General features: G+C 69.8%; 10 protein-coding genes, 1 tRNA gene and 1 pseudogene. 7 read left to right on the forward strand and 5 right to left on the reverse strand.

Annotation, left to right across the window (positions count from 1 at the left end; translation table 11 throughout):
* Positions 1–53: 53 nt before the first annotated feature.
* Entirely contained in the window at positions 54–1,670 is a 1,617-nt protein-coding gene (locus tag OHB00_RS28715; RefSeq protein ID WP_406438881.1) for an alpha/beta hydrolase, read from the forward strand.
* A gap of 106 nt (positions 1,671–1,776) precedes the next feature.
* Positions 1,777–1,853: transfer RNA gene (locus tag OHB00_RS28720), tRNA-Thr, on the forward strand.
* Positions 1,854–2,254: 401 nt separating this feature from the next.
* Here the strand turns inward: OHB00_RS28720 and OHB00_RS28725 are convergent.
* On the reverse strand, positions 2,255–2,959 hold the full coding sequence (locus OHB00_RS28725) for an HAD family hydrolase (RefSeq protein ID WP_406438882.1): 705 nt from the start codon (positions 2,957–2,959) through the stop codon (positions 2,255–2,257).
* A 70-nt stretch (positions 2,960–3,029) separates the two neighbouring features.
* Positions 3,030–3,851 carry an SDR family oxidoreductase gene (locus tag OHB00_RS28730; RefSeq protein ID WP_406438884.1) on the reverse strand — a complete coding sequence of 274 codons (822 nt, stop codon included), beginning with the start codon at positions 3,849–3,851 and terminating at the stop codon, positions 3,030–3,032.
* Between the two features lie 177 nt (positions 3,852–4,028).
* On the opposite strand from OHB00_RS28730, the pseudogene OHB00_RS28735 reads away from it, so the two are divergent.
* The 3 genes and pseudogenes from OHB00_RS28735 to OHB00_RS28745 form a co-directional block, all read left to right on the forward strand.
* Positions 4,029–4,364: pseudogene (locus tag OHB00_RS28735) on the forward strand (class I SAM-dependent methyltransferase); the annotation flags it as partial.
* A gap of 79 nt (positions 4,365–4,443) precedes the next feature.
* Positions 4,444–4,692 (forward strand): hypothetical protein, encoded by a 249-nt coding sequence (locus tag OHB00_RS28740; protein ID WP_406446380.1) that lies wholly within the window; start codon positions 4,444–4,446, stop codon positions 4,690–4,692.
* A 68-nt stretch (positions 4,693–4,760) separates the two neighbouring features.
* Positions 4,761–5,423 (forward strand): class I SAM-dependent methyltransferase, encoded by a 663-nt coding sequence (locus OHB00_RS28745; RefSeq protein ID WP_406438885.1) that lies wholly within the window; start codon positions 4,761–4,763, stop codon positions 5,421–5,423.
* A 754-nt stretch (positions 5,424–6,177) separates the two neighbouring features.
* Here the strand turns inward: OHB00_RS28745 and OHB00_RS28750 are convergent.
* From OHB00_RS28750 to OHB00_RS28760, 3 genes are all read right to left on the reverse strand, one after another.
* Entirely contained in the window at positions 6,178–7,071 is an 894-nt protein-coding gene (locus OHB00_RS28750) for an alpha/beta hydrolase (RefSeq protein WP_406438887.1), read from the reverse strand.
* A gap of 203 nt (positions 7,072–7,274) precedes the next feature.
* Positions 7,275–7,697: a type II toxin-antitoxin system VapC family toxin gene (locus OHB00_RS28755; RefSeq protein ID WP_406438888.1), complete on the reverse strand. Its 423-nt coding sequence runs from the start codon at positions 7,695–7,697 to the stop codon at positions 7,275–7,277.
* Positions 7,694–7,924, reverse strand: coding sequence for a FitA-like ribbon-helix-helix domain-containing protein (locus OHB00_RS28760; protein WP_406438889.1), 231 nt, complete (start codon positions 7,922–7,924; stop codon positions 7,694–7,696). Before OHB00_RS28760 ends, OHB00_RS28755 begins: the two co-directional genes overlap by 4 nt.
* Before the next feature lie 662 nt (positions 7,925–8,586).
* Here OHB00_RS28760 and OHB00_RS28765 point away from each other — a divergent pair.
* Positions 8,587–10,368: a glycoside hydrolase family 15 protein gene (locus tag OHB00_RS28765; RefSeq protein ID WP_406438890.1), complete on the forward strand. Its 1,782-nt coding sequence runs from the start codon at positions 8,587–8,589 to the stop codon at positions 10,366–10,368.
* A 728-nt stretch (positions 10,369–11,096) separates the two neighbouring features.
* Complete coding sequence (locus tag OHB00_RS28770; RefSeq protein ID WP_406438892.1) at positions 11,097–11,990, forward strand: glycosyltransferase family 2 protein; 894 nt, start codon at positions 11,097–11,099, stop codon at positions 11,988–11,990.
* The last annotated feature ends 36 nt before the right edge of the window (positions 11,991–12,026 follow it).

Genomic DNA, 12,026 nt, shown 5'->3' on the forward strand with positions numbered 1-12,026 from the left:
CCACAGTCCGCACGCACGGCGCGGAGATCATTTCTCGGCGTTACGCTCGATTGATGCACATCAGGCGAATCCCCCGCCGGACCACAATTCGACCCATGGCCCGCACCCGGGCCATGGCGGCCGCCCTGCTCTCGGCCACCGCCCTGCTCGCCTCCGCCTGTTCCTCCGTGGGAAGCGCGTCGACGTCGACATCGGCGTCCACGTCGGCCGGCACCGCCGAGCTGGCCGCGCTGCCCCGTTCGACACCGTCCGCGCTGGCGCCGTACTACGACCAGAAGCTCACCTGGCGCGAGTGCGGCGTCCCCGGATTCCAGTGCGCGACGATGAGGGCCCCGCTGGACTACGCCAGGCCCGGCGCGGGCGACGTCCGGCTGGCGGTCGCCCGGAAGCAGGCGACCGGCAAGACGAAGCCGCTCGGTTCGCTGCTGGTCAACCCGGGCGGGCCGGGCGGCTCGGCGGTGGACTACCTCCAGCAGTACGCGGGCATCGGCTACCCGGCCGAGGTGCGGGCGCGCTACGACATGGTCGCCGTGGACCCGCGCGGAGTCGCCCGCAGTGAGCCCGTCCAGTGCCTGAACGGGCGGCAGATGGACGCGTTCACCGAGACCGACATGACCCCCGACGACCAGAAGGAGGCGGACCGGCTGGTCGGGGAGTACAAGACCTTCGCGGAAGCCTGCGGGACGCATTCGGCACAGCTGCTGCGCCATGTCTCCACCGTCGACTCGGCCCGGGACATGGACATCCTGCGGGCGGTGCTCGGCGACCCGAAGCTGAACTACCTGGGGGCGTCGTACGGCACCTTCCTCGGCGCGACCTATGCGGGCCTGTTCCCGGAACGTGTCGGCCGGATGGTCCTGGACGGCGCGATGGACCCGTCACTGTCCGCGCGCCGGCTGAACCTGGAGCAGACGGCGGGGTTCGAGACGGCGTTCCAGTCCTTCGCCAGGGACTGCGCGAAGCGCGCCGACTGCCCGCTCGGTGCCAAGGGCAGCACGCCGGCGCAGATCGCGGACGACCTCAGGGCGTTCTTCCAGAAGCTGGACGCGCACCCCATCCCGACCGGCGACCCGGACGGCCGCAAGCTGACCGAGTCCCTCGCGACGACCGGCGTGATCGCGGCGATGTACGACCAGACGGAGTGGGAGCAACTGCGCGACGCCCTGCACACGGCGATGAAGGACAACGACGGCGCGGGTCTGCTCGCGCTCTCCGACAGCTACTACGAGCGGGACGCCGACGGCCGCTACTCGAACCTGATGTCCGCCAACGCCGCGGTGAACTGCCTGGACCTGCCGCCGGCCTTCACCGGCCCCGAGCAGGTCGAGAAAGCTCTGCCCGAGTTCGAGAAGGCATCCCCGGTGTTCGGCCCGAACCTGGCGTGGGCGTCGCTGAACTGCGCGTACTGGCCGGTGCGGGCCACGGGGGAGCCGCATCGGATCGAGGCGAAGGGCGCCGCCCCCATCGTCGTGGTCGGCACCACCCGCGACCCGGCGACCCCCTACCCGTGGGCCCAGTCCCTGGCCCGCCAGCTCTCCTCGGGCCGCCTCCTCACCTACGTCGGCGACGGCCACACCGCCTACGGCCGGGGCAGCGCCTGCATCGACTCCGCGATCGACACCTACCTCCTCAACGGCACCCCTCCGACAGCGGGAAAGCGCTGCTCATAGCCCTGCTACGGGCCCCGGCGCCCCCCGCTCCGGGGCGTGTACGGAGCACCCCGGAAACTGTGTAGACTTACCGACGTCGCTGATCGCACCATAGTGCGGGCGACGCGCCGCTTTAGCTCAGATGGCCAGAGCAACGCACTCGTAATGCGTAGGTCTCGGGTTCGAATCCCGAAAGCGGCTCCATGGTGAACCCCAGGTCAGGCCTCTGACCTGGGGTTTCTTTGTTTCATTGACCTTGGAATCCGGCTAATCGGACACTCGTGGTCTACGCGTCGCAATGCGTAGGTTGCGGTTCCACGAGATGTCGCCAGTGGCCAATCATAAGGCGTTGACCTGCGGTTTTAGTGTACTGCTCCCTCGGAAGGGTCTCCGTGGCGGTGGTTCCGGTGGACGGTCGGTGGACGAGCGTGCTTGATGCTCCGTCAGGAGAGCATCACTGACTTTCGGACTGCGCCGGGAGCTTCCGCGGCCGGGGAGGAGGACGGGCGTCGTCCTGGTTGTAGCTTTGTGACAGACGTCGACATCAGCGCGGGCTGGATTGTTCGGAGCGTCGTCTGTTGCAGCCGCGATCGTGGTTGGCAGGTCTACCTGGACGCGTCCAGCAGAAGACTGATCGCGGCCAGGGCATCCGGAACCGTCCGGTCGGCATGCGGCTCGCCGGTCGGCCAAGCCTGTTGCCTGCCGATCCACATCGTCCGCAGCCCAGCCGCCCGTCCACCCGCGACGTCGTGCTCGGGACTGTCGCCGATCATCCATCCGCCGGCAGCCAGATTCGTCCCGCACCGTTCGGCGGCCAGCTCGAAGATCCGGACATCGGGCTTGCGGATGCCCACCTCACCGGAGACGCAGCAGGCGTCCACTCTCTCGCCCACACCCGACCGCTCGATCTTCGCCAGCTGATTGTCGGCCATCCCGTTGCTGACGATGCCCACCCGCCAGCCCGACGCCCGGAGCTGCGACAGGCCCTCCAGCACCTCCGGGTCGCACCGAACCAGTTCCGGCATCCGGGCCCGGAACCCTGCCCACAACTCCTCGGCGGGCTCTGCCAGCCCGAAGTGTTCCCGGACCGCACGGAAGAACTGATCACGAGGTCCGTGGCCTTGCCCGTCAGCGGCCTTCAGCCAGGGCACGGCCTCGTGTCCGAGCCCGCGCTCCTCTGCGAACTCCGTCACCCACGCCGCGAACGCCGCCTGCCGGTCCACCAGGGTGTTGTCCAGGTCGAAGAACACCAACCGCTGCACTGACGCCGACCGTGGCCCGGCGTGATACGCCGTCAGCTGGGAACTCATCCCCTACCTCGCACCGGACACCATCCCAACGTCCAAGATCCATGCATCGTAGGCGAGGTCTGCCGCTCCCTTACCGGGCTTGGAGGAACTCTCGCGCTCCACGCAGCCGTGTGCGCAGGCGTCCCTGGGTGGCGCTGCTGTCGAGGCGGACGTCCAGGGCCCCGGGCATGGGGGTGTCGGCTCGGCGTCCGGCAGGCAGCCGGGTTGCGTCGAGTCCATCGCGTCGGGCGATGAGAACGCCGAGTTCGTGTCGGCTGAGGGCGTCCGCTCCGGCAAGGTGGAACATCCCGGCCTGGTCGGACAGGGCGAGTTCCCGCAAAGCGGAGGCGAGGTCTTCGACGTGCACCGGGCAGCGGATGTCGTCGGTGAACAGGACGCCATCGCGGGTGCCGGCAACCAGGGCGTGGACCATGCGCTCGTGTACTCCGCCCTGTCCGATGAGCAACGAGGTGCGTGCGACCGCAGCGGTCGGCGCGAGCAGCCGCACAGCGGTCTCGGCGGTGGCTTTTGCCGCACCGTAAGGGGTGAGGGGATCCGGCAGGCAGGTCTCGTCGTAGTGGATCCGGGAACCCGAGAACACGGCGTCGCTGGAGACGTGGACCAGGCGGCAACCGAGCTTCGTCACGGCTGCCGCCACGCGGAACGAGCCGTCGGCGGTGACCGTCCAGTCGCTCCCTCCGCTCGTCGCATTGATGACGGCAGTGGGAGCTGCCGCTGCCAGTACCTCATCGATCTGCCCGGGGGCGCGAAGGTCGAGCTGGTACCACGAGGCTCCGGGCATGCTGCCCGGGCGGGAACAGTACGTCGCCGCCGTCTCCCAGCCTGCGCCAGCCGCCTGGCGCACAAGCTCCGTTCCCAGAAACCCGCTGCCGCCGATGATCAAGACCCTCATGGCGCCCCACGATAGGGCAGCCCAGTACCTCCCAGGCAGGTCGCCCGGGTCTCGGGGAACTTGCCACCGGGGTGCTTCAGCCACAGCTTCTGACTCCCAGGTGAGTGACACGGTTCGGGACGTTGTTCGAGCTGTTGTCACCGGATGCCTGAAGCTGCAGAGAAGTTCGACACCGCGATGACCGCCTGGCAGGAGTGGCAGGACGCCCCCTGGGGCCGTCTGCGCTACGCGATCGCCGAGGCAAACCTGGCCCGTCATCTCGACGGCGACGGCGGGCCGTTGCGCATACTCGACCTCGCCGGCGGTGACGCCGTGCGCCTCGCAGCCCGCGGGCACCACGTCACCATCGTCGACTACGCCCCCGCCATGCTCGCCGCCGCGACTGAGCGGGCTTCGACGGCCGGCCTGACGCGGTTGATCACCTGCGTGCAGGCCGACGTGACGGCTCTGCCTGCCGATCTCGCCGATGGGGAGTTCGACGTGGTGCTGTGCCACAACCTCCTCCCGTACGTGGACGATGTGCCGGGCACCCTTGCCACGGCCCTCGCCCCACTGAAGTACGGCGGGCTGTTCTCACCAGGCCCGGACCCAGATGTTCGATTCGGCGCTGACCCTTCACACGGCCGAGGAGATCATCCCCGTCCTACGAAGCCTTGGCTGCCAGGACGTGCACCACTACGGCGTCCGCAGCTTCTGCGACTACATCACCGACGACGCGCGAAAACACGACCCGGTGTTCTACGCCGACCTTGAGCAACTGGAACTCGCCACCACAGCACGTCCGCCCTACATGCACACGGCTCGACTCTTCCAACTGACGGCACGGAAACAGGACAGGTGAGGCCAGACCACAAAGATCAAGCTGAGATTGAATCGTCTGTGGCAGGTGGGCGACCGTAGGGTGCGGCGATGGATTGGAATGCCTGGCACGACAAGTACGCCCTGGCCGACTCCTGGATGGCACGGCGGCTGCGGACCGTTCAGGAGCAAATCCGCCTTGCCCTGAACGATGCCCCGGCCGGACCGCTGAAGGCGATCAGCTTGTGCGCCGGAGACGGCAGGGACCTCCTCCACGTCCTTGCCGATCACCCCAGGCGCCACGATGTGCGAGCGAGGCTTGTCGAACTGGACCGCCGCAACACCGTCGCGGCCTCGGCGACGGCTCGCGGGGCCCGCCTGGATCATGTCGAGGTGGTGCCGGGCGACGCGTCACTCATCGACCAGTACCAGGACCTGGCGCCCGCAGATCTCGTGCTGGTCTGCGGAGTTTTCGGGAACATCTCCGACGCCGACATCGAGCGCACCATCAAGGCCTGCGCGCAACTGTGCAAGACCGGCGGCACCGTCATCTGGACTCGGCACCGTGCTGAGCCCGACCGAGTGCCGCTGATCTGCGAATGGTTCGACGGGCAGGGGTTTGAACTGCAGTGGTTGTCCGAACCGGACGCAGGCTTCGGCGTTGGCGTGCACCGGTTCGCCGACGCGCCTGGGCCCCTGCGCGTCGGCACCCGCATGTTCGAGTTCGTCGGCTACGACGTGCTGCGCCAGAGCGCGGCGGCACAATCCCTCTGACCCCGGCCGAGGCGAGCTGATCCATCTCACCAGCCGCAGTTGCCCTCGCCAACATCGTCAGCCGGCGCCCATCGCCGCATTCACCGGAGAAGAGCATCGCCGACGAGTCCTCCACCCGCGGCGCCATCGCCGAGACACACGCGACCGAGCGACCTCCAACCCCGCCGTCGATCAAGCGGTGGCGGCCCGCAGATCCCCGGCCGTCAGCAGCGACAACAGCGCGATGCCCTCGGCCGCGAGGGCACCGGCGCCGCCTTGCTCACGGTCAATCACGCACAGGGCCTCCTGGAGCCCCCATGCCCCGCAAGTCCGCAGTGGACAGGACGATCTGTCCACCACTGGTGACCGCATCCCCAACCACCAGCACCCGTCGGCCCGCGACCTCGGCGCCCCTCGGCGAGACGACAAGTGCCATACGGCTTGGCCTGCTTGCGCACGGACGCGCAGGGCGACCCGTGTGTCGGCCGAGCGCGGTCACCACCGGGATCCCGCCCATCTCCAGGCCGGACAGCACCTCGGTGCCTGAGGGCAACAGCGGGACCATCCGCCGGGCGATCTCGTCCAGCAGTACCGGTACCGGGTCGCCCTCGAACCGGTACTTGTCGAAGGCGCTGAACCCGGCTTGGCAGGTACGTTCGTGTGACCCCGGCCGCGAGACCGGCCCCAGTCGCAAGCCGCGTACGGCTGAGTCGAAGCACGGCAGGTGTCACATGGGCAGCGTGTTGTCACAAGGGCTGTCGGCCTCTGCCAGCGGTCAGGCGGAGAGTGCCGTGCGCAGGGTGGTGGCCATCAGATCGATGGCTTCCTTCCCGGCCGGTACCGGGCCGGTGTGGGTGAAGTAATGGTCGACACCCTCGAAGCAATGGTGGATGACCGGAACGCCAGCGGCCTCCAAGGCTTTGGCGTAGGCGTCGCCCTCGTCGCGCAGGCGGTCGTTCTCCGCGGTGATGACCAGGGCGGGCGGCAGTCCGGCGAGGTCGTCGGCCAGTCCGGGCGACACCAGCGGATGGGCAAGGTCGGCGGGATCAGGGACGTAGGCGGCGGTGAAGACCCGCATGAGCTGAGGGGTGAGCAGGGGTTTGGCGATGGGTGACCGCTTGGTGGCCGGGTCGGCGAGCTGGTCGAGCGGTGCCGAGTCGATGATCTGGAGGCGGGGCGTGGAGGTGCCGCGGTCCCGAGCGGTGCGGCAGACCGCGGCGGTCAGGTTGGCCCCGGCGCTGTGTCCGCCCACGGCGAGTCGCGAGCCGTCCCAGTTGTTGGCGGTACCGTTCTCGGCCACCCAGGCGGTGACGTCGTACGCCTGGGTGACGGGTACGGGGTACGGCCGCTGCGGGGCGACGGCGTAGTCCACGTTGATCACGACGCAGCCGGCCGTGGCGGCTATGTAGCGACAGATGTGGTCGTCCTGCTGGGGGCGGGCGATCACGAACCCGCCGCCGTGGAAGTTGACGTACACGGGGGCAGGGGCTGGGGTGGCGGCCGGCGGGCGGTAGACGGTACAGGTCACCGGTCCGGCGCCGGTCTCCACCTGGATGGATTCCGTGCGCCTTGGGATGTCGGTGAAGCGCAGATCCTTGTGCACGCGGCTCATCACTCCGCCGAGCAACAGCTGGACACCTCTGGCCTTGATTCTGGGCTTGAACGACATGACCCGTCCCATTGCTGCAAATTTAAAGTATCAGGATTCCTGATGATGGAGGATCGTCGCTGATCACACAAGGGGGAACCGTGAGGAGGCTGCGAGTGGATGGACGCTCCAGATGTAGCGCCTCGCCTGTGCCGCTCGGCGAGCGCCTCGAGCAGCCACAGGCCGTTCACGGATTGTGGAACCCTGCGCGTTGGTGTCGACGGTCAGGTCCTGGACGCCTCGAAGGTCTCGATCCTGCAGCGCGCAGTGCCGCTGCGCTCGATTCTGGCGTCACTGGTGATCAGCGGGACACCAAGGCTTTCGGCGAGGGCCACGTAGTGCGCGTCGTAGACGGAGAGGTTGTTCGACAGTTCGCGTACGCGCTGCCACAGGACCAGCGTGGGGTGCAGGTCGAGGGCGAGAGCCTGGTAGTCGGTGATCGCCTTCTGTGCTTCCTTTCCCGTGATCTTCGGTTCGTCCCCTCGACGGCCGCGGGCCAGCCCGAAGACGGCCGAGGTGATCTCGTAGTCCAGCAGTCCTGGCGCCGCGAGGCTCTCGGCGCGGCCCACCCGCTCACGGATCGCGCTGCCGGTCTTGCCGTGATCGAGGAGGAAGTGGACGAGGCTGGAGCAGTCAACGACGATCAACGTCGGTTCCGCCCGTCCTCGATGGCGTCGAGGATGTCGTTCGTGCTGAGCTCGGTGCGGGTTTCGCGCTCCAGGCGGGTGGCCATCTCGGCGAGGGTGGGCTTGGCGGCTTCCCGAGAGAGAACGTCGAGGGCGTACGCCTGGAGCGACTTGCCCGCCTGTGCGGCGCGTACCTTCAGGGCGTTGACTGTGTCCTCCGGGACATCCCGGATCGTGATCGCGGTCATGCCTTCACTTTAGCAGCGGCGCAGGCAATATGCATGGGCCGCTGCTGGTCGTGCTGCACACTGGTGCCGCCCCCACCGTGCGGCGTGCGACACGGCCGAGAGCGCCGGCCGCTACGTAGGCGGCCCCCCATAGGCGCTAGTCGTCATCAGGCCGACAGCGACGAAGGTGGTTTGGTCGGGGTCGGCCAAGCGCTCTCATGCATCGCCTGGCCTAGTCAGGGGCTATGTTGCAGCCTCGCAATGCCAGCCACCGACCCACTTCCGGCTGCACCGTTCGGTGGACAGCACGTGGACAGACGCCTTCGGACCGTGCAGCACGGGGCGGCGCAGGTCAACCTGCCGTACGTCCTCTGATCAGGAAAAACGTCACCGGACAGCATGACGAGGCACCACGCAACATGACCGGGTCAACCACGGCCGCCAAGGACCGGCTGACCCCCAGCTGGACGAGAGCCCCCCGGCGGCAGCCGGCTCATCGGCCTGCTCCTGCCGCACAAGCCGTCAACGACACCGACCCTGCCCGGCCCCGGCCCCGCCTGCCGTCCTCAGGCGCCGGCCCAGGGGCGCCGGGCCGACGCCACGATCAGGACACTGTCGCCGCCGCTCACCAGCCTGGGAAACCAGGCTGTGAGGACGCGCGGCATCGGGAAACTCTGGGTGCCATGGAGAGAACAGGCAAGCAGGCAAAGACGGCTGACGGTGGCTGTCCGCCGTGGGTGCTGCGCGGCTACGCGGTCCTCGCCGACGGGGAACGGGGAGCCCTGGTGGATCCGGAGGGGCGCGTCGTCTGGCTGTGCGCGCCCCGGTGGCACAGTGACGCGGTGTTCTCCGCGCTCATCGGCGGCGGTGGCCACTTCGGGATCCAGCCCGAAGACCCTTGGCACGTGTGGGGCGGCTACTACGAGGACGGCACCCTCATCCATGTGAGCCGCTGGCTGACCGCCGACGCCGTGATCGAGTGCCGCGACGCCCTGGCGATGCCCGCGTCCACCGATCGGCTCGTGCTGCTGCGCCGCATGCGCGTGGAGCGCGGCGAGGCACGCTTCGCGCTCACGCTCGACCCGCGTCCCGGATTCGGTGCCGACCGCGTGTCGAACCCCCGGCTGGAGGGGGAGCTGTGGACCGCGAAGGCCGGCGACCTGCACATGCGGCTGACCGGTGCCCCGACGGCCGCCTGGGATCCGGGGCCCGGTCTGAGCGGCCGGTTCCGGCTGCGCGAGGGCGAGCAGCACGACGTCGTCCTGGAGCTGTCGTCCGGCGACGGGGGGCCCGCGCCGGACCCGCACCGGCTGTGGGCCCGGACGGAGGAGGCATGGCGGCAAGCCGTCCCCGACTGCTCCGGGCTCGCGGCACCGCGTGACGCCCGGCACGCCTACGCGGTCCTGCGCGGCCTGACCAGCTCCGCCGGAGGCATGGTCGCCGCCGCCACCACGTCGCTGCCGGAACGCGCCAACAGCGGACGCAGTTACGACTACCGGTTCGCGTGGTTGCGCGACCAGTGCTACGCGGGCCTCGCCGTCGCCGCCCACGGCCCGCACGAACTGCTCGACACCGCCGTACGGTTCACCGCGGAACGGATGCTCGCCGACGGCGAGGGTCTGCACCCGGCGTACACCGTCGACGGCGGCCCGGTGCCGCAGGAGCGCCGACTGCCGCTCACCGGCTATCCCGGCGGCAGCGACCGCATCGGGAACAAGGCCGGCAGGCAGTTCCAGCTCGACGTGTTCGGGGAAGCGCTCCAGCTGTTCGCCGCGGCCGCTCACCACGGCGTGCTGACACCCGAGGCGGAGCGAGCGGCCGCCGTCGCGCTCGACGCCGTGGAGCGGAACTGGACACGCCCGGACGCCGGGCTGTGGGAGCTGGACGACCGCTGGTGGACCCAGTCACGGCTGAGCGTCGTGTGCGGGCTGCGGCGCCTGGCCGCGGCGCTGCCGGGCGGCCCGACGGCGCGACGCTGTGCGGCGACCGCCGAGGTGATCCTCGCCGAGACCCGGCGCCGCTGTCTGCGCCCCGACGGGCGGTGGCGCAGGGCCCCGGACGACGACGGCCCGGAAGCCGCCCTGCTCACCCCGCTGGCCCGCGGTTGCCTGCCCGCCGACGATCCCAGCAACGCGCTCACTCGGCGGTTCATCGAGGAGCAGCTGGCCGAGGACGGCTACCTCTACCGCTTCGTCCCCTCGGACGCTCCCCTGGGGGAAGCGGAGGGGGCGTTCCTGCTCTGCGGGTTCACCATGGCGCTGGCCACCGACCACCTCGGCGACCGGGCCAGCGCGCTGCGCTGGTTCGAACGGTCCCGGGCCGCGTGCGGACCGACCGGGCTGTTCGCGGAGGAGTACGACGTGCGTCAGCGCCAGCTGCGCGGCAACCTTCCCCAGGCGTTCGTCCACGCCCTGCTGCTGGAGTGCGCGGTCCGTCTCAACGACGCCTCGACGCTCCCGCTGTGAAGGGGGGCCGAAGGCCGGCTCGCCCCGAAGGGCCTGGCCGGCCGGCTCCCCGCCCTGGAGTCACTCCCGCGCGACCACCCGGGCGCACGGCTGCTGTGCCGCGCGAGCCGGGACCGTGGAGCCTTCGGCCGGGGCGGACCACGCACCTGAGAACCGGCGACCCGCCCCCGCCGGACACAGACCGAGAAGGACTTTTGCACCTGGCATGCCACCGTCCTCGCGGCCGTCGCCCTCGCCGTCTCGGCCCCGGCGGCCGAAAAGGCCGTGACCGCCCGAAAGCGGGCCTCGCTGCGGGCAGTTCGGGAGGGGCCTACCACCTCGGCAAGACCCCGGCCGTCTGCCGCGCCTCGTACATCAACCCGCGCGTCATCGAACACTTCGAGCAGGGCCGCACCATCGCCCCTGCCCTCGACTCCCTGCGCACCGACGCCACTTCGGGCAGTCCGGCCAGGCGGGGCGCCGTCGAGGAGGCGGTGGTGCGCTCCTCGCCTGGTTCCGTTCCAGAAGCCGCGAGCCGGACCTGATGCCGGGCGTCGGCCCGGCAGGCAGGGTGTCGCAACGCGCGGCCGGGGCAGAGGTTCGTCCTGCCCAATAAAAATCACCGTAAAAGGGCCGCAAACAAAACCGAAGTCAGGACTACCACCGCACCTGGGGCAACATCGTGGTTAACGGTGAGTGTCGCGCGGTCAGGGCGCCGGCACCGTCGTCGGCCGGATGAGGTGAAGGGCATGGCGGAGCCGAGGCTGGGAGTTGCCGTGGTGACCATGGGGAACCGGCCCGACGAAGTCGACGCCCTGCTCAGGTCCGTTGCCAAGCAGGACCTGGCTCCCGGCCGCATCGTGATCGTCGGCAACGGCTGCCGGCTGCCCGAGTTCGCCCGCCGCCTCGACCTGCCCGGCGAGGTCACCACCGTCGACGTCGAGGACAACCTCGGCTGCCCCGGCGGCCGCAACGTCGCCCTCGCCGCCCTGCGCGCGTTCGGTGACGTGGACGTCGTCGTCGAACTGGACGACGACGGCCTGCTCGTCGACGTCGAGGTGTTCCGGCAGGTCCGGGATCTGTTCGCCGCCGACTCCCGGCTCGGCATCGTCGGCTTCCGGATCGCGGACGAGGACGGCGTGACACAGCGACGACACGTGCCCCGCGTCGGCAACGCCGACCCGATGCGCGGCGGTTACGTCACCGGGTTCCTCGGTGGCGGGCACGCCCTGCGCATGGACATGCTCGCCGAAACCGGTGACTGGCCCGCCGAGTTCTTCTTCGCGCACGAGGAGACCGACCTCGCCTGGCGGGCCGCCGACACCGGCTGGAAGATCCTCTACGCGCCCGAGCTGCTCCTCCAGCATCCCCGGACCTCACCCGCCCGGCACGCCGTCTACTACCGGGTCACCGCCCGCAACCGCGTCTGGCTGACCCGCCGTCGGCTGCCCCTGCCGCTGATCCCGGTCCACCTGGGCGTCTGGATACTGATCACGCTTTTGCGCACCCGTTCGACGGGCGGGCTGCGGGCCTGGTTCGCGGGCTTCGCCGAGGGGCTGCGCGAACCGGCCGGGGAGCGCCGGCCCATGCGCTGGCGCACGGTCTGGCAGCTCACGCGACTGGGCCGCCCACCAGTCATCTGACCACGAAAACCCGGCAATCCGGCAATCCGGCAAAGG

The organism is Streptomyces sp. NBC_00631, assembly GCF_045206895.1.
In the GTDB taxonomy this organism is placed as follows: domain Bacteria; phylum Actinomycetota; class Actinomycetes; order Streptomycetales; family Streptomycetaceae; genus Streptomyces.